The organism is Paenibacillus sp. GM2 (assembly GCF_900069005.2).
In the GTDB taxonomy this organism is placed as follows: domain Bacteria; phylum Bacillota; class Bacilli; order Paenibacillales; family Paenibacillaceae; genus Fontibacillus.
Window position 1 is genome coordinate 789,614 of the sequence record NZ_LN831279.1, and the last position, 18,575, is coordinate 808,188.

An 18,575-nucleotide genomic window follows, 5' to 3' on the forward strand; every position below is an offset into this window, starting at 1 on the left:
TGGCACTCGGACTTTTGAATGCGGATACATTTCATAAGTTTAAGTAGTTTAAGTGTAACAAATTAAGATTAAAAAGGAACCATTAAATTTTGAGGAGAGAGCCTATGCAATGGATCGCGATCATCACGATGCTGCTCGATCATATCGGAGCGGCGTTCTTTCCCGGAGAATTAATATGGCGTATAATTGGCCGCATCGCTTTCCCGATCTATGCCTATGCATTGGTGCAAGGCTTCCGGTATACGAAGAGCTACGGAAAGTATATGCTGCGGCTCACGATCATTGCGGTCCTGTCCCAGCTCCCTTATCAGATCGCCCTAAGCCGAAGTGGAATAAATGTCGTAGCGACGCTCCTAGTGGCTGCTTTGCTGCTGCGCTTGCTAGATCGTACGCGCCCGGGGATACGATCGATCCTGCTAATTGCAGGCTGCAGCTTGCTGGTAGAGGTTCTCCCGTTTGATTATGGGGCATATGGACTGCTTCTGGTGCTTATATTCAGATATGCGGAGAAATATCAACTGCTGTTCATGCATGTATTGCTGAACGTGATTTATTTGCTGGCATATGGCTGGGTTGTGCAAATGACGAGTATTATACCAACGCTATTCATCGTGCTTGGTCCTGCTTTATGGCACAGGCTGGAGTCGATTCGAATGCCGCGCTGGCTGTGGCGCTCTTATTATCCGCTCCATCTTCTAGTGCTGGCGGCAATTAGCTACTGGCATGTTTAACATCGGAATAGAAACGGAAAGGGGAGGAGAAAACATGGATTTATGGTCATTCGCGGATCGGATTGAACCCGCGATTGTAGAGGTGTGTGGCGGTTATCGCTATGCCGATTTCCAAGCTCAAAGCATGGAATTGATGCGGAAATATCCGCAGCTATGCCGACGAAGCATTGGCAGAAGTGTTCTTGGGCGATCGATCGACTGTTTTATCATCGGCAATGGTTCGGAACACCTGCATATGAACGGGGCGGTGCACGCGAATGAATGGATTACTACTCCGCTCCTGCTGCGATTTATGGAGGAGCTGCTGGAACACGCTGGTTCGCAGCGCTCAGAGGCGATTGCCTGTTTACTGGAGCGGGCGACGTTGTGGATCGTACCGATGGTTAATCCGGACGGGGTTGATCTGGCCCAGGACGGTGCTGCCATGGCCGACGATAGCTGGAGAAGCTGTTTGCTTGCATGGAATGAGGGCAGCGATGATTTTACAGCATGGAAGGCAAATATTCGTGGGGTCGACCTGAATGATCAGTTCCCGGCTTGCTGGGAGATAGAGCGTGAGCGCCGTCAGGTTTGCGGGCCAGCTTCCCAGGATTACAGCGGTCCTTGCCCGCTAAGTGAGCCAGAAGCCCAGGCTTTGGCGGAGCTGACGGAGACTGTGGAGTTCAGCCGTGTTCTCTCGCTCCATACTCAAGGCCGAGAGATATACTGGAACTACCGGAATCAGGAGCCGCCGGAGGCGGAGGTCTTGGCAGAGAAATTGGCAGCGGTGAGCGGTTACCGTGCTGTGAAGCTAAGTGGAAGTGATGCGGGGTATAAGGACTGGTTCATTATGCAATTCCGTCGCCCGGGCTACACAGTGGAGGCGGGAGAGGGTAAAAATCCATTGCCGCCGGAACAATTCGATTCCATCTATAAAGACCTGGCGCCACTGCTGTTTGAGTTTATCCGGGGATAGAATTCTCCCCGGATGGCCGTCAGGCCTGATTTGCATTTGTTCCTGCCAAGGCAATAAACTGGTGTAGAAGAGAGCAAACAGGGTATTCTACATAGAGGTGGTAGTCCCTGAATCCGCAGGCTAAGGAGAGCTCGCAATGAAATGGTCGAAATTGTGGTCGCTGCGGCATTGGACACATATTTTTCGGCGGGTGCCCAGGCTGCTTCAATCCCCGCAGATTCCATTGCTGGACAAGCTTCTGCTTACTGTTCCGGCACTGCTGTATTGGGTGCTGCCGGATTTTCTCCCATTTATTCCGATTGATGATCTGGCGGTCACAATGTTGTTGATGAACTGGTTCGTAGCCCGGGCAGAACGTAAATACCCATCTGTTTAAGATAAGCTCGTATCTGGCCAGAGGGTGCCCAATTACAGAAGATATATGCAGGACCCTTGCATCCAGGCCAAGGTTTCTTTACAATAGGAATATTGGCAGTATAGATAGAACATATTTGCTGAACAGGAGATGTCCCATATGAAAGTGAAAATTACCCGCAACGCGGCCAAAGTGATAAAGAAAGAAATGGACAAGGAAGAGAATAAGGATTTGGTCTTGAAGGTATTCATTACCCATGCTCATGGAGACCATGCTCATTATGGCCTCGATTTGGTCAAGCCTGACGATAAACTGACATTAGTATCGACCGATAAAGAAATTGATGTTCTTGTCGATGCGAACGAGCCGATGCTTGATGGCGTAAAGATCGACTACTTGTACCTGCCTGAAGAAGGATTCGTGATTACGAACCCGTCCATGGGCAACCACGGGGATCATTAAACCGAGTTGCTTCATGGATTCACTCTGTGATCCAAAGTGAGCTTTTTGAACTTTCTCTAAGCCATAGTTATTGAAGAAAAGAAGGGAATACATGATGGCGAATGACATTCGCATTTGCGATAAATGCAATCATATCCGCATGAAGACATTTCTGCCGAAGCTGAATAAGATGGCACCTGATGCCGACATCAAGGTCGGCTGCAAGTCTTACTGCGGGCCATGCGGCAAAAGAGCCTTCATTTACATTAACGGCCGTTATGTCAGCGGTTCGACGGAGGATGAAGTGCTGGAGAAGGCGGCACCTTTTGTGAAGAAGCCGAAAAATTAAAAGATGCTATTATTAATCTAATATGAATTTTGAAGGAGCGTCCATGGTATGATGGGCGCTCTTTTTTGCGTATCGGTAGGGGGTATCTTGCTTGTAATCAACAGAATTATCAAGTAATTTGACAGCAGTGGAGGTTGGTAGTATATTATCTTTAAATAAAGATTCTTTATTATGAGACAAATTAAATCGTACGATTTGAGTTTGTATAACAAGAATAGAAGGATTACACAACAGGAGGTTATCGCATGAACCATTTAAAAGGAATCCACCACGTTACAGCGATTACGAGCAGTGCGGAGAAGAATTATGAATTTTTCACTTATATTTTAGGGATGCGTCTCGTGAAGAAGACGGTGAACCAGGATGATATTCAGACCTACCACTTGTTCTTTGCCGATGATAAAGGAAGCGCGGGCACCGATATGACGTTCTTTGACTTCCCGGGGATCGGGCAAGGGGTGCATGGTACCGAAGAGATCTGGAAGACATCCTTCCGCGTACCGGATGACGCTGCGTTGAATTATTGGGAGCAACGGTTCAACCGCTTGCAGGTTGAGCATAGCGGCATTGAGGAGTTATTTGGCAAGAAGACTTTGTCATTCGTGGATTTTGACGATCAGAAGTATATGCTTATCTCGGATGAACATAACGTTGGGATCGGGTCCGGAACTCCTTGGCAGAAAGGGCCAATTCCGCTTGAGCATGCGATTACCGGCCTTGGGCCGATCTTCGTGCGCGTCAGTGACTTCAAATTTTTCAAAGAAGTGATGGAGAAGGTGTTATTGTTCAAAGAGATTGCAGAGGAAAATAAACTTCACTTGTTCGAAGTGGGGGAGGGCGGCAATGGCGCCCAAGTTATCGTAGAGCCTAATGATACGCTCCCTCGTTCCATCCAAGGCTATGGCACGGTTCACCACGCTGCGTTCCGCGTGGAAGACCGTGCGGTGCTGGAAGAATGGATTGAGCGTATGGCCAGCTTCAACTTCCCGACATCCGGTTACGTTAACCGCCATTTCTTTGAATCGTTGTACGCGCGAGTCGCGCCGCAAATCTTGTTCGAATTCGCTACGGACGGTCCTGGATTCATGGGTGACGAGCCATATGAGACATTAGGGGAAATTCTGTCGCTTCCGCCGTTTTTGGAGGGACGCCGCGCACAAATTGAACAACGGGTTCGACCGATTGATACGATGCGCAGCGATAAGGAATTTGTAAAGGAATAATCGCATGACGCCCTGAAAATTAAAACAAGCGGCAGCTTTGAGTAAATCAGAGCCGCCGCTTGTTGTTATAATTCAATCCTTTGTTCGCAGCCATTTGATTAAATCCTCCGTAATCACCCGGTCAGATATAGATAGGCGCTTATTTGCTTCTTCATATGGAATCCTGCACTTCTCTACGTCGGCAAGCTTGCGCGTTGCAAGATCATAGCAGGAGCCGTTATCGAAGCGGCTATCGGGGGACGGAATGTAATATAGCTTGCCATCTGTGAAAGCGCCGGAGCGAAGCACGACAAAGCGTTCCTGACCGGACAATAGGTTGTTGCCCATCATATAGTAATTTTTGGTCGTGATACCGAGTAAATGCAATAATGAAGGCGCCATATCGAGCTGACCCGCAGGCTCGTCGTAAACCGCGGCATGTTGTCCATCAGGCAGATGAATCAATAGCGGAACCTGGTTCATGATTTGACTCATATCAAGACCGGTTAAGGATTTGCCGAGAAATTGCTCATAAGGTTCCTTGTCCTGGAGCGAGTTGTCATGATCTCCATAGAAAACAAGGATCGTATCGTCCCAAATTCCTTGCTGCTTCATTCCTTCTACCAGCTCGCCCAGCGCTGCATCCACGTAATGGACAGACTGCAGATAGTCGCCAAATATTGTGCCCTTGAAATCACCGGTATCCAGCTCTTGTATGTTGGCGGGAAGCGTGTAGGGATGATGACTTGATAAAGTAATCAGGAACGAATAGAAGGGATGCGTTTCCTTGGACATCAGCTCCAGGGATTGGCGGAAGAAGGACTTGTCGCCAAGCGACCAGCCAATGGCCTCATCCATTTTGTAATCCGCTTGGCTGTAGAAATGATCATAATTCATCGCTTTATACATATTCAGACGGTTCCAAAAACTGCTTTCATAGGCGTGAAAGGCTCCGGTTTCATAGCCGTAATCCTTCAGAATACTGGGCAGTACATCATATTTATGGTCTGGAAAGCGAACAAATACCGATCCAGTAGGCAGCGGGTGCAGAGAGCTTTGCGATGAGAAATCGGCATCCGAGGTTCTGCCCTGTCCGGTTTGATGATAGAAATTGGAGTAGTACATGCTCTCCTGCATCAGACGATTGAAATTCGGCGTAATCTCCTGATCGCCGATCTTCTTGCCGATCATGAAATTCATGAAGGCCTCGGCCTGAACGACAATGATATTGCTGTCCCGGTAGGCACCGAAGGTCTCATTTGAAACAACGCGTCCTAATTTTGCCTGCTCGAACCACTGCTGTAATTCCTGCTGATCTTCAGCGCTAAGCTCCGGCTTGCCGCCAAGATGCTCCTTGGCATAGCGATAGACATCATAGTAATGGAATCCTAGCAGACCGGTAACATTATAGAGGGAAATATTCCACCAGCCGCCCTCAAATAAACCTGCGGCCCATGTCTTGGTATAATGACGGATGGGGCCGAGCGTCATAGCGAAACCCAGGATGAATATAATGAGCCCGCTGGCCAATCGGCGGACCAACACGCGTCCCCAAGACGGCTTCTTCGAATATGAATAGGTTCGAGGCTGAGTATAGAGGGAACCCGATCGCAACGGATTGCGCAGTGTATGTCGCAGTCGCCATCGGCGTATCCCGAAGAATATCCCGGCAATCAACCCCAGCAGCAGATCAGCGCACAACCAAAGATCGGATGGATGGATAAGCGAGCGGATGCTGTCCCCAAGCTCGCCGACTTGACCCGCCTGCAGCAGAACCGGGATCGTAATGAAATCACCGAAGTAACGGTAATAGATCAGATCGGCAAAGATGAGGAAGCTAAGGATAAGGTCGAGGATCCAAAGGGCGGCCAAGCGTCCGCGCCGCGGCAGCCAGAATACCCAGAACGAGATCAGCATGACCGAGCCGATAGCAATCACGTCATCCAGCCGGCTCATATCGATATATCTGGCGTGCAGGTTATTATGAAGCAGAACTAGCTTATAGAAGATTAGAAATAAAAAGACGATATAGGCAAAAAAACGGGCACGATACAAGCGTGTTAACAGGGCGCGTGGCCCCCTGTCCCGTGAATGACTCGGCATGAAATGCCAGCCTCCTTTCTAAATCGAACAAGCGGCCGCAGCAGCGTTGTCCGATCCATATTTAACAAGGAAAACCCTTCCCCCAGATTAATGTCTGGGTGGAAGGGGGCCGAGGTATTGCAGGTATTGGCACTCGATCCGACCGTTGAACAGCTTGCGGCGCTTGTCCGCCTTGCGGCCAAACTCATGCTCGAATTGCTTGGTCGGGGTAATCGCGAAGAAGGACCATGTCGGATGTTCCGCGCAAATTCGGCCGAGCTGGGAAATCAAGCGGCGGATTTCTTTCTCCTCCCCAATCCGTTCGCCGTAAGGAGGGTTCGTGATCATACATCCATAGTCGCCTTGAAGCTCGATCCTCGCCGCGGGAAGCCCCTGGAAAGTGACCTCTTTGGCAAGTCCAGCACTTTTGGCCGCCGCTTGGGCTACTTCAATCGCTTTCGGATCGATATCACTGCCGCTGATATTCAGCGGAATGTCATCGCGTACCAAGTCGATCGCTTCGTCCCGGGCGTCCTGCCACAGCTCCTGCGGAATGGCCGGCCAATTCTCTGAATTGAACGAGCGACGTAGTCCGGGAGCGATATTCCAGGCGATCATTGCCGCTTCAATCGGCAGCGTTCCTGATCCGCAGCAAGGATCATAGAAGGGGCGAGCCGGATTCTGATTCCAACGGCTGAGCAGAATAAGAGCTGCCGCCATCGTCTCCTTGAGGGGAGCTTCTGTAATCAGCTTGCGGTAACCGCGTTTATGCAGCGCAGGTCCCGTCGTGTCCAATGTCAACAGTGCAATATCATTTAGCAGGTTAACCTCAATCACATAACGGGGTCCATTCTCCTGGAACCATTCCGTGTGGTAGGATTGCTTCAGCTTCTCGACGATCGCTTTCTTGACGATGCCTTGGCTGGCAGGGACGCTGCTCAGCTGCGATTTATGGGATCTGCCCTCTACCGGGAATTCTCCATGCGCGGGAATCCAGTCCTGCCAAGGCAATGCCTTCGTGCCTTCGAACAATTCGTCAAAGGTGCGGGCCGGAAATTCTCCCATCTTGATGAGTACGCGGTCCGAGGTGCGCAGCCAGAGGTTGCAGCGGCAGATATCGATCAGGTCGCCTTTAAAAGTGACGCGCCCGTTCTCTACCTTCGTATCGGTGTAGCCCAAGTCTTTTAACTCGCGTGCCACGACGGCTTCCAGTCCCATCGGTGCAGTTGCGATCAATTCTAATTGTCTCGACATTCTCGTTAATCAACTCCGTATAAAGCTTGTAATTCCTGAACTATTTCTTGTAGGAAATGTGCAAAAACCATACAATTCAGTATAGGACAATGTCTCTCAAGTTACAAACTATTGTTGTCTGATAACAGCAATTTAACCTAGTTCGTTCAGAAGGGAGTGTGGATATATGATTACGCCTGAGCAGTACGGCGATGAATTGTATGCGGAAGACGAGGTATTAAGCAGAGTCACGCGTTCGCTTGAGGAACACGGAATTCAGGATGTCTCGATTGCGCCTGGCTATGGCAGGTTGCTGACTTTGCTGGCGAAGCTGGGCGGTGCGAAGCATGCGTTGGAGATCGGTGCCCTTGGCGGTTATAGCGGAATATGTCTGGCGAGAGGGCTTGGAGCAGATGGGCGTCTGGTGTCGCTGGAGATTAGCGAGGAGAATGCCAAGCTGGCTGGAAGCAATATGGAGATAGCCGGATATCGTCAAATAGCGGAATATATGGTTGGGCCCGCACTGGACAGTTTGGAGGTTCTGAAGCAGCGTGGAGAGAAGTTCGATTTTTTCCTGATCGATGCGGACAAAGGGAATTACCCGGCTTATCTCGAGTATGCAATTTCGCTGGCGTCACCGGGAGCGCTCATTGCCGGAGACAATACCCTGCTTAGAGGGAGAACGCTAAATACCGACAAGAACGGACCTTCGGTGATGGCCATGCGGAAATTTAATGAGCTGATCGCAACGGATGAACGCTTGATCAGCACGATGCTGCCGGCCTATGACGGCCTGGCGCTGGCGCTGGTGAAATAATCTCTATGCATGAGCCTTCGGCTTGGAATACAGCTTGGTTCTCACCCAGAGGGTATTCAACAGCAATAAAATACCGGAAATAATAAATAGCCCTTCAATGCCAATGAAGCCGGACAAAGTACCTCCGATCAGAGCGCCGAACATGTTGCCCAGAGCCAACGTACTGCTGTTGAAGCCAAAGGCCCGGCTCTCCATTCCGTCGGGGGTATAGAACCGGATCAGAGCGTTTACGCTCGGCAGAAGTCCTCCCATGAAGATACCCATCAGGAAGCGTACGATGACCAACTGCCAGACGCTCTGCACAAAGGCTTGAGGAATCAGCATCGCCGCGGCGCCAATCAGACAGAACGTCAATATGCGGTGTGCCCCGATCTTATCGCTGACCCGACCGAGTATCGGCGAGGTGATCATATTGGACATCCCGGTTACCGCGCTGACGAAGCCCGCCCAGAACGAGGCGTTCACCACGGTTCCATGTAGTTTCTCTACATATAGCGGCAGTAAAGTCATCGGGCTGATCATGGCGAACTGCAGCAGAAATGTTACAGCAAATAGAGCGGTTAGCTGCTGTGTCTTCGTTAATTCGCGCAGGCCTGCAAGCACGGAAATTTGCGGTGCTTGGGCCGCAGCTTCTTTATTGAAATTTTCGCGCACGAACAGCAGGCAAGCCAGAGAGGCAAGGAATAACAAGCTGCCGGTAATATAGAAAATCGGGCGGAATCCCACCCAATCGGCCAAAAGTCCGCCAATCAGCGGGCCAAGAATCGTACCTGCTACATTGCCGGACTGGATCGTTCCCATTGCGAAGCCCATTCTCTCCTTTGGCGCCGTTCCGGATATGAGCGATACCGCAGCCGGATTGAAGCCGGAGATCGTGCCGTTGAGCAGCCGGAGCAGGAGCAGATGCCAGGGCTGAGTAGCCAAGCCCATAAGGGCAATAACGATGGACATGCCGAATCCGGAGCGAAGGAGCATGACTTTTCTTCCATATTTATCAGCCAGCTTGCCCCACACCGGCTGAAAGATGAAGGAGGTCGCAAAGTTGGCTGCAAAGATGCTTCCGGCCCATAAGCCGATCGCATGCTCTCCGTGAACATTCAGATCTCTGGATAGGTAGAGAGACAGAAACGGAGTGATCATGGTCATTCCGGCATTAACGAGGAATGATCCAACCCAAAGCACAATGAGGTTTAATTTCCAGGTTTTCAGTTGTGCTTCACTTCCTTTCTGACTGTATTCTGGGTGTAATAAGATCATGAGCCCCAAAAGATTGTTTATCTAGTATACCACAATTGTCCAAAATCATCGGAGCAGTTGTCATATGATTGTCATGAGTTTTCCGAGTGTGATAGTTGTTACATCTAGGGAAAGAAGTCATAATGTATAATATAGAATTTTGATAATAGGAGGAGAAGTTGGTTGGCATATAACGATCGGTTTATTCGCGCATGCCGCAGGCAGGAGATCGATACGCTTCCCGTCTGGTACATGCGACAAGCAGGCAGGTATGACCCGGAATATCGCAAGATCAAAGAGAAGTACAGCTTGCTGGAGATTTGCCGTCAACCGGAGCTTGCCGCGGAGGTAACGATGATGCCAGTGCGCAAGCTTGGCGTGGATGCGGCTATTTTGTATTCGGATATTATGAACCCGGTTGCATCGTTGGGTATCGATTTTGATATCGTCAAGAATATTGGGCCGGTCATTGACAATCCGATTCGTTCAGAAGCGGATATCGACCGTCTGACTCCGATTGATGTCGAGCGTGATCTATCCCATATTTTAGAGACAATACGGATCCTTGACCGGGAGCTGGAGGTCCCGCTTATTACTTTTGCCGGGGCTCCATTTACGATTGCCAGCTACTTGATTGAAGGGCGTCCGTCCAAGAGCTACATACGTACCAAAAGTATGATGTATGGCGAGCCTGAGCTATGGGACAAGCTGATGTATAAGCTTGGAGATATGGTCATCGCCTATTTGAGAGCACATATTAATAATGGCGGCAAAGCGTTCCAGTTGTTTGATAGCTGGGTTGGCGCGCTGGCCAGACGGGATTTTGAACGATATGTATTGCCTACTATCACTCGTATTTTTGCCGAACTGTCCGATCTGGAGGTTCCAAAGATTTATTTTCCGGGCGTAAGTTCGGGGGAATTGCTGCCGGCTCTGACCGAGCTTCAGGCGGATGTAATTGGTCTTGACTGGCGCATATCAATTGAAGAGGGAAGACGCAGAACCGGAAGGAATTTTGCTGTACAAGGCAATTTGGATCCGTATGTTCTTACTGCGCCTATGCCTGTGATCAAGCAGTATGCCAAGGATATTATCGACCAGGGCATTCAGCAGCCGGGGTTTGTATTCAATCTCGGACACGGACTATTTCCTGAGGCATCGTTGGATAAGCTGCGGGAATTGACGGAATATGTACATGAATACTCACACCAGGCTATTGCCCAGCAAGAATAGATATTGGCTGTCTCAATTTAATGGATGAGGTGAACAAAAGCGTGAGTACAAAAATCGGCGTATTGGTGATGTCTTATGGCACACCGGAAAGTATGGATCAAGTAGAGACTTATTACACACATATACGGCGCGGGCATCCCCCGACTCCGGAGCAGCTTCAGGAACTGACAGAACGTTATGAGGCAATTGTTGGCGGCGTGTTCCCCCTGCGTGCGAATACAGATAAGCAGGTAGCCGCCTTGCAGGAGACGCTGGCTCAGCTGAACCAAGGTTCGGATCAGCAATTTGTCTGTTATCAGGGATTGAAGCATGCCCGTCCTTTTATCGAGGATGGCGTAGAGCAAATGGCTCGCGATGGTATTAAGCAGGCGGTCGGCATTGTACTCGCTCCGCATTATTCGGTGATGAGCATTGGCGGGTATATTAAGCGGGCTGAGGAGAAGGCGGCTGAGCTGGGCGTAAAGATGAGTTTCGTACATAGTTATCATCTGCATCCGAAGCTGATTAAGGCGTTCGCAGACCGGGTGTGTGCCAAGCTGGATCAGTTCAAAGAAGGCGGCGCTGACCGGGATCAGGTTAAAGTATTGTTCAGCGCGCATAGTCTGCCTGAACGCATCCTGAAGATGGGAGATCCGTATCAGGATCAACTGTTGGAGACAGCGGGGGCCGTAGCAGCGGAAGCCGGCGTGAATAACTGGCAATTCACATGGCAGAGTGCGGGTCGTACAGCCGATCCATGGCTGGGGCCTGACATTCTCGATACGCTTCGCAGCTTAAGCCAAGAACAGGTAGAGGATATTCTTGTGGCTCCGGTAGGATTCGTATCGGATCACCTGGAAGTGTTATATGATCTTGATATTGAAGCGAAGACGATTGCCAAGGAGTTGGATATGCGCCTCGAGCGTATCGAATCTTTGGGAACCGATCCGCTTTATATGGAGACGTTGGCTGAGTGCGTGATGAAACAAGCAACAGATTTGAAATAGATTCCTAAATCTATTGCCAAAGTAGTTTCATTAATGTAACAAACGTGAAATTATGAACCCTTCCCTGTAAAATAGGCGAAGGGTTCTATTTATTTGTAGTGCCCTGATATAATAAAATCAATGATGTCTTGAACAAATCATGTTTTCAAAGGAGTCTCATGGATGTATCCACCAAGATCTGAAAAAAATAAAAAACGAAAACAAGAGCAGGAACGCCGCTTAAGCCGTTTTTGGCTGGCGGTGAACGGCCTTCTGATCTTTATTATTATTGTGCTAGGGACTTATTACTATCTTGATTATCGTACGGTCCAGGGAAATAGCAGGAATGTAGAGCAGCAGGAGCAGACCGATCCGGGTCTGTATGAGATGCCGGATGTTTCCCAGCATGAGAATGAGCCGTCAAATGAAGGCGAGGATAGTTCCGCTCAGGCTGATTCCGCTTTGAATGCGGATGGGCAGAATGACTCATCCACGGACGGATTGCTGGACGATACGGAGCAGGGATCCGGCAACACAGTCGATGCTGATCTGAACGGCGATCTGGAGCCGACACCAGAGGAGACGGTCTCTGGCGATCAGGTATTGATCCATTTTGCCGGAGACACGATCTTCTCCGGAAATGTGGCCAAAGTCCTAGAGAAGCAGGGGTATGATTATCCTTATCAGTATGTTAAGGAGCTGTTCCAGAGTGACGACCTCACCGTGCTCAACCTGGAGACGCCAGTGACGTATGGAGGAACCGCTGCTGAAGACAAGACATTCGTATTTAAGTCCTCGCCGAAGGCGCTTGAAGAGATGGTCAAGGCCGGTGTTGATGCGGTTAATCTGGCCAACAACCATACCCTTGATCAAGGGGTGGAAGGGCTGCTGGATACGATTCAGCATTTGAAGGACAATAAGATCCGATATGTCGGTGCGGGCAGAAATAGCGATGAGGCATATGCGCCGATCTACTTCGAACGCAAAGGGATGAAGATTGCGCTTTGCGGATTTAGCCGTGTGATCCCGCAGGCAGACTGGGCTGCTACTAAGAAGAACGCCGGAGTTGCAGCCGTATATGATTCCACTCTCGCGGTGAAAGCCATTAAGGAGGCTCGCAAGAAGGCGGATCTGGTGCTAGTCGTCACTCATTGGGGCAAGGAGAGGGTGACCAAGCTGGAGGAACATCAGACGAATCTGTCCCACACCTTCATCGATGCCGGCGCTGATCTGGTCATCGGCGGTCATCCCCATGTAATGCAAGGAATTGAGAATTATAAGGGCAAATGGGTAGTGTACAGCACGGGGAATTTTATTTTTACGAAATCGAATGATCCGAAGACCTGGGAAACAGCGGTATTCTCGGCGAAATGCAGCAAGAATGGAGACTGCAAATTAAAGCTGACCCCTTATCTCACGGAGATTGGCCAGCCGGTTCCGATGAATGAGCAGGATGGGGCCAAAATGCTGAAGGACATAGAGGTTTTATCGCCGGGAATTAAGATCGATGCTTCCGGGGAAGTAAGAAAGAAATCTTGATGAGTGAACGAACATAGTGCTTATTGAAATTATCCGCCGATCTGTTTATGGGTCGGCATTTTTAATTGGAGATTTCTAGGGCTTGTAAACGGAGCGTTGACATAAGTCACAGATACTTGCAAAAAGGTAGGTTTCTATGTCACAATCGACATAGGTACGCTGAATTCCGCTCTGGATATTCGTGCGAAAGATGACAACGGGTACGAAAAGGGGCTGACAACCATTTCCTCAGGGTACAGGCCGCCTGGCGCTCGTTGTTTTTTGCTTATTTTCTGCAAATATATTTGTACATAGATTTAACCATATCAACAAATGAAAGTTCAACGGAAACGGTTTTCAGCACCGAAGCTTACGGTTCCAAGGTGCGTTTTTGCAAAATACTTTTGTGAAATGAAGCTGGAGCGAAGAGCTGAGCTGCTAAAATTCCATATTGCAAGAAAATCTTCCTTTTGATTCACGGACTCGGGGCTGCTCTTTAATTGAACGGCTGCGATCGGTTTTCTTATCAAAAGTGGACTTCCTGAACTACCTCTTAATCTAAAGGAGAAATCTATAGTGAATAAAACAATCGCTAATGTATATTGCGTAGGACGCAACTATCAACTGCATGCTGAGGAATTAGGCAATGCTGTGCCCAAGGAACCGATGATATTTATGAAGCCGTCCCATGCGGTCGTGCCAATGACGGGTGCTCGGCTTGATCTGCCACCAGATCAGGGGGAGGTTCATTATGAGACAGAACTCGTATTGCGCATCGCACGGGAATATAAGCCGGGGATGTCCGTCGATGAACTCGTTGATGTGATGGCGCTCGGCATTGATTTCACATTGCGTGATGTCCAGACTGAGCTGAAGGCCAAAGGACATCCCTGGACGGCGGCTAAGGCATTCCGCGGCTCCGCTCCGATGACCCCTTACATCGCCTTTCCGGGTACGGAAGAGACGGCGAAGGAGGACTTTATTCTGCGCAAGAATGGTGAGATTGTTCAGCGCGGCAATATCGCTAATATGATCTTTCCGCTGCAGCGAATTATCGATTTCGTGGCTGAACGTTATGGTCTGGGCGAAGGTGACCATATCTTTACGGGGACTCCGGAGGGAGTTGGCCCGGTATATCAGGGTGACCAACTTGAAATCTCCTATGGCTCCCAAGTACTTGGCAGCTGTGTGATCGGGAGCGGGCCGACAGCTTCGGGACGGTCGTAATGATAGATTGGATTATTGGGGCATTATGCGCCCTATTGATTGCCGGAGCTGCTTATTGGAAGAAGTCCTTATCTCTATCAGGGGCTGTGGCTGCTGTCATGATGGGCACGGTATATTATGCAGCCGGTAATTTATTTTGGTTCGGGATATTGATCCTCTTCTTCGTGACCTCCTCCATATTCTCCAAGCTTCGCGGCGATCGCAAGGCTGAGCTGGAGAAATCCTATGCCAAGAGCGGACGGCGTGACGCTGGCCAAGTCTTGGCAAATGGCGGGCTTGGGATGGCTGCTTGCATATTAAATGCGCTGTGGCCGAATCCGGTCTGGGGATACTTTTTTATCGGTACGATGGCTGCTGTAACAGCGGATACATGGGCTACAGAGTGGGGTGGACTAAGCAAAAGACCTCCTCGTTCCGTAGTGAACTGGAGGGTTGTTCCACCGGGAACATCCGGCGGGGTCTCTTCATTAGGCAGTATGGCAGCGCTGATTGGCGCCGGGGTTATTGGGGGGGCCGCTTGGGTGCTGCTGAGATGGACCGGAGGTATGCAGGGCGCGATGCAAGGCTTAATATCGATCGGGTTATGGAAATGGATTGTTATCGGCGGAGCGTCGGGATTTGCCGGCGCGATGGCGGATTCATTGCTGGGGGCAACGGTACAGAAGATGTTCCGCTGTGAAGTATGCGGCAAGATCGTCGAGGTTGGTGAGCATTGCGGGCGACCGACCGCAGCGGCGCGTGGATGGAGCTGGATGAATAATGATGCGGTAAATCTGATCAGCTCAGTGGCAGCTGGATTCATTGCCTGGGGATTGGGAGCTTTTTTGGCCTAGCTAGGCGTTTACCTATCAGTAATCTCGAATTAATCGAACAGAAAAGTAGGGAAATCACTTATGAATATCATGACAGTAGAGCATTTGACGAAAACCTATGGCGAGAAGGTCCTGTTCCAGGACGCTTCCTTCGGAATGGATGAGCACGATAAAATCGGTGTAATCGGGGTAAATGGGACGGGGAAATCAACATTCCTGCGCATCATTGCCGGACTTGATCAGGCCGATGAGGGCAAGGTTGCTATCAATCGGGATGTCCGGGTTGCCTATCTGGCCCAGAACCCGGAATTTGACCCTGAGCTTACGGTGCTTAGAGCGGTATTTCAGGGGGAGGATGCGCAGCTGCAGGTCGTATCAGAATATATGGAGGCCATGGAGCTGCTGGAAATGCTGCCAGGTGACCAGGGGCTTGCGGAGCGTGTAACCCGATTAACGCAGGAGATGGATCGGACCTCGGCTTGGAATCTGGAGAATGAGGCCAAGACAGTTCTATCCAAGCTTGGGATTACCGATTTCAGCCAGAAGATCGGTAGTATGTCCGGCGGCCAGCGGAAGCGGGTAGCCTTAGCGTCCGCGTTAATCATTCCTTCGGAGCTGCTGATTATGGATGAGCCTACGAACCATCTCGATAATGATACGGTCGGCTGGCTAGAATCCTTCTTGCAGAAGCGCCGCGGTGCTCTTTTGCTGATTACGCATGATCGGTATTTCCTTGATCGGGTCTGCAATGTCATGCTGGAGCTGGATCATGGGCGTCTGTTCCGTTATGAAGCGAACTACAGCCGTTTTCTGGAGCTGAAGAGCGAACGGGAGGAGCGGGAGGCAGCATCGGAGCAGAAGCGGCAAAATCTGCTGCGCACCGAGCTGGCCTGGATTCGCCGCGGTGCGAAGGCACGCTCCACGAAGCAGCGGGCGAGAATTGAGCGCTTTGAGAAGCTGCAGTCGCAGGTGACGGAATATAAGAGTGACTCTGTAGATATTTCCGTCGCTTCCACCCGGCTGGGGCGCAAAATTCTCGAGATCAGCGATTTGAGCAAATCCTTCGGGGAGCGCCAGTTAATCTACGGCTTGAATTATACGGCAGTGCCCGGAGACCGTGTCGGGATTATCGGTCTGAACGGAAGCGGCAAATCGACGCTGCTCAACATGATTGCCGGGCGTATTCAGCCTGATGCGGGTGAGATTGAGCTTGGTACGACGGTCAAGCTGGGCTACTATACACAGGAGCATCAGGAAATGGACGGTAAGATGCGTGTCCTTGATTATATTAAGGAAGAAGCAGAGCTTGTAACTACGGCGGATGGTTCGCGCATTAGCGCCAGCCAAATGCTGGAGCGCTTCCTATTCACGGGCGCGATGCAATGGACGCCGATCGAGAAGCTGTCCGGCGGAGAGAGAAGGCGGCTCTATCTGCTACGCGTGCTGATGAGCGCGCCAAACGTTCTGCTGCTGGACGAACCCACCAATGATTTGGATATTCAGACCTTGACTGTATTGGAAGCCTATCTGGATGAATTCCCGGGTGCTGTATTCACAGTATCTCATGACCGTTATTTCCTTGACCGTACCGTAGATAAGATTATGGCCTTTGAAGGCGATGGAAAAGTAGCTGTTCACGTTGGGGATTATAGTGACTATCAGGAGCGTGTACAGCGTGGTGACCTTGGCGGCGGCCACGATGCGGAGCCGGAGCGTGGCGGATCAGGCAAAGGCGGCAATCAAGGCAGCGGCAGCGGTGGGAATGTGAGCCGGAATGGCAGCGGCAGCCTAAACGGAGCGGCTGCTCAGGATGAGGCTGCTGGAACCGATGGCCGTGCTGCGCGCACGGAGCGGCTCAAGTTCAGCTACAACGAACAGCGCGAGTATGAAGCGATCGATGGGAAGATCGAGGCGACAGAAGCGCGGCTGACTGAGATTAGCGTGGAAATGGAGCAAGCCGCTAGTGATGCAGCAAGGCTTCAGGAACTGATGCAGGAGCAACAGACGGCAGAAGCAGAGCTGGAGCATTTGATCGAGCGTTGGACCTATCTGAACGAGCTTGCTGAGAAGATCGAGAGCCAGCGTAATCAATAGATTAAGCCTGGCGTTGCTTGGCTTGTAACCTAGGCCCTGTAAACCGCGCAATTCGTAGTAAAAAATATAACTTCGCGATTGTGATGGTGGGTTGCTGTCCAGCGAGGGCATTGCCTTTACCAGCTCAAAACTTGCATTTTTGCAGGTTTTGAGCTGTTTTGCTATGGATGAATACGCACCGGGTAAAAAGACGCCCCTGTCCCATTTATACTGGGGTTAGAGGCGTCTTATTTATATCTATCGCTATAGATCGCGGCGCAATCACGCTTACTCTGTAACGTAGGCAGCGAGCAGTTTGGCTGTATTAATAACCGCTTGTTTATGCGTCCGTTCCATGGCATGGGAGGCATGAACGCCCGGCCCGATCAGAGCGGCGCGGATGTTATTGCCGGCGCGCAGGGCAGCGGAAGCGTCCGAGCCGTAATGCGGATAAATATCAACCGCGTACGGGATTTCAAGCTGCTTGGCCAGCTCGATCAATCGGCCAGTCATATCGTAATCATAAGGGCCGCTGGAATCCTTGGCGCAGATCGACACATCGGTCTCCTTGCAGCTGAGATCATCGCCCATTGCCCCCATATCAACGGCAACCATCTCATTGATGCCCTCCGGCAGCCAAGCTGCACCATGACCGACTTCTTCATAATTGGAGAGGAGGAATACGAGGTCGTGCTTTGGCATCCAGCCTTCGCGCCTGCTCGATTCGATCAGTCCAAACAGAGCGGCAACGCTGGCTTTGTCATCCAGATGACGGGATTTTACATATCCGCTTGGCGTAATGACGGCCCGGGAATCGAAGGAGATGAAGTCTCCCACGGAAATCCCAAGCTTCAAAACATCCTCTTTATTCTCCACCCGTTCATCGATGCGAACCTCCATATTGGCTTCTTCCCGCTTGTAGGTACGGGCATCATCGTATACATGTACGGAAGGGTGCTGGGATAGAATCGTTCCGGTATATTTCTTGCCATCACGAGTATGAATGATACAGTATTCGTTCTCGATGCTGTTCATCAAGAAGCCGCCAACCGAGGTTAGCTTCAGCGTTCCGGTCGAGGTAATCGAGCGGACCATTGCTCCAAGCGTGTCAATATGCGCGCTCAGCGCGATGCGGCGGGACGAATCGCTGCCCTTCAAGGTGAGCAAAGCGCCGCCTTTCTCATTCAGGGAGAAAGGGACACCTAACGATTCGGCTTCAGCGCGGACAAGCCCGATGGCTTCATGTGTATACCCGGTCGGGCTTGGCGTATCTAGCAATCTTTTTAAGAGATCCAAAATATAAGCTTCATTGGGCTTTATATTCATATTTACAATCCTCCATCGTT

Annotated in this window: 17 protein-coding genes; 13 read left to right on the plus strand and 4 right to left on the minus strand. The window is 50.5% G+C overall.

The annotated features are described in order from the left end of the window. The first annotated feature begins 104 nt into the window (after positions 1–104). The 6 genes from BN1360_RS13435 (at position 105) to BN1360_RS13460 (ending at position 4,054) form a co-directional block, all read left to right on the plus strand. Entirely contained in the window at positions 105–731 is a 627-nt protein-coding gene (locus BN1360_RS13435; RefSeq protein ID WP_068780366.1) for a TraX family protein, read from the plus strand. Between the two features lie 34 nt (positions 732–765). Beyond that, a complete protein-coding gene (locus tag BN1360_RS13440; RefSeq protein ID WP_068780367.1) occupies positions 766–1,686 on the plus strand; it encodes a M14 family metallopeptidase in 921 nt (306 codons plus the stop codon). A gap of 136 nt (positions 1,687–1,822) precedes the next feature. Beyond that, a complete protein-coding gene (locus tag BN1360_RS13445) occupies positions 1,823–2,062 on the plus strand; it encodes a YkvA family protein (RefSeq protein WP_068780368.1) in 240 nt (79 codons plus the stop codon). A 138-nt stretch (positions 2,063–2,200) separates the two neighbouring features. Continuing rightward, the gene (locus tag BN1360_RS13450) at positions 2,201–2,503 is read left to right on the plus strand and encodes a heme biosynthesis protein HemY (protein ID WP_068780369.1); all 303 of its coding nucleotides are present in this window, start codon (positions 2,201–2,203) and stop codon (positions 2,501–2,503) included. A 94-nt stretch (positions 2,504–2,597) separates the two neighbouring features. Then, positions 2,598–2,831 (plus strand): DUF1450 domain-containing protein, encoded by a 234-nt coding sequence (locus BN1360_RS13455; protein ID WP_068780505.1) that lies wholly within the window; start codon positions 2,598–2,600, stop codon positions 2,829–2,831. 245 nt (positions 2,832–3,076) lie between these two features. Continuing rightward, the gene (locus tag BN1360_RS13460; RefSeq protein WP_068780370.1) at positions 3,077–4,054 is read left to right on the plus strand and encodes a ring-cleaving dioxygenase; all 978 of its coding nucleotides are present in this window, start codon (positions 3,077–3,079) and stop codon (positions 4,052–4,054) included. A gap of 72 nt (positions 4,055–4,126) precedes the next feature. On the opposite strand, the gene BN1360_RS13465 is transcribed toward BN1360_RS13460, so the two are convergent. Together BN1360_RS13465 and BN1360_RS13470 are read right to left on the minus strand one after the other, a co-directional pair. Beyond that, a complete protein-coding gene (locus BN1360_RS13465; protein ID WP_068780371.1) occupies positions 4,127–6,136 on the minus strand; it encodes an LTA synthase family protein in 2,010 nt (669 codons plus the stop codon). Positions 6,137–6,223: 87 nt separating this feature from the next. Further along, complete coding sequence (locus BN1360_RS13470; protein ID WP_068780372.1) at positions 6,224–7,369, minus strand: THUMP domain-containing class I SAM-dependent RNA methyltransferase; 1,146 nt, start codon at positions 7,367–7,369, stop codon at positions 6,224–6,226. Between the two features lie 166 nt (positions 7,370–7,535). Here BN1360_RS13470 and BN1360_RS13475 point away from each other — a divergent pair, with 166 nt between their 5' ends. Further along, positions 7,536–8,165, plus strand: coding sequence for a class I SAM-dependent methyltransferase (locus BN1360_RS13475; RefSeq protein ID WP_068780373.1), 630 nt, complete (start codon positions 7,536–7,538; stop codon positions 8,163–8,165). A gap of 3 nt (positions 8,166–8,168) precedes the next feature. On the opposite strand, the gene BN1360_RS13480 is transcribed toward BN1360_RS13475, so the two are convergent. Beyond that, on the minus strand, positions 8,169–9,422 hold the full coding sequence (locus tag BN1360_RS13480) for an MFS transporter (protein ID WP_068780374.1): 1,254 nt from the start codon (positions 9,420–9,422) through the stop codon (positions 8,169–8,171). 162 nt (positions 9,423–9,584) lie between these two features. Here BN1360_RS13480 and hemE point away from each other — a divergent pair, with 162 nt between their 5' ends. The 6 genes from hemE (at position 9,585) to BN1360_RS13510 (ending at position 17,250) form a co-directional block, all read left to right on the plus strand. Further along, positions 9,585–10,634 (plus strand): uroporphyrinogen decarboxylase, encoded by a 1,050-nt coding sequence (hemE, locus tag BN1360_RS13485; protein ID WP_068780375.1) that lies wholly within the window; start codon positions 9,585–9,587, stop codon positions 10,632–10,634. 41 nt (positions 10,635–10,675) lie between these two features. Beyond that, positions 10,676–11,620, plus strand: a complete 945-nt coding sequence (gene hemH, locus BN1360_RS13490) for a ferrochelatase (RefSeq protein WP_148466575.1) — start codon at positions 10,676–10,678, stop codon at positions 11,618–11,620. Between the two features lie 162 nt (positions 11,621–11,782). Continuing rightward, on the plus strand, positions 11,783–13,138 hold the full coding sequence (locus BN1360_RS13495) for a CapA family protein (protein ID WP_068780377.1): 1,356 nt from the start codon (positions 11,783–11,785) through the stop codon (positions 13,136–13,138). A gap of 555 nt (positions 13,139–13,693) precedes the next feature. Continuing rightward, on the plus strand, positions 13,694–14,344 hold the full coding sequence (locus BN1360_RS13500) for a fumarylacetoacetate hydrolase family protein (protein ID WP_068780379.1): 651 nt from the start codon (positions 13,694–13,696) through the stop codon (positions 14,342–14,344). Between the two features lie 2 nt (positions 14,345–14,346). Then, positions 14,347–15,177 (plus strand): DUF92 domain-containing protein, encoded by an 831-nt coding sequence (locus BN1360_RS13505; RefSeq protein ID WP_068780506.1) that lies wholly within the window; start codon positions 14,347–14,349, stop codon positions 15,175–15,177. Positions 15,178–15,237: 60 nt separating this feature from the next. Further along, positions 15,238–17,250: an ABC-F family ATP-binding cassette domain-containing protein gene (locus tag BN1360_RS13510; RefSeq protein WP_068780380.1), complete on the plus strand. Its 2,013-nt coding sequence runs from the start codon at positions 15,238–15,240 to the stop codon at positions 17,248–17,250. A gap of 267 nt (positions 17,251–17,517) precedes the next feature. Here BN1360_RS13510 and BN1360_RS13515 read toward each other — a convergent pair whose 3' ends face one another. Then, positions 17,518–18,555 (minus strand): M42 family metallopeptidase, encoded by a 1,038-nt coding sequence (locus BN1360_RS13515; RefSeq protein ID WP_068780381.1) that lies wholly within the window; start codon positions 18,553–18,555, stop codon positions 17,518–17,520. Positions 18,556–18,575: the final 20 nt, after the last annotated feature.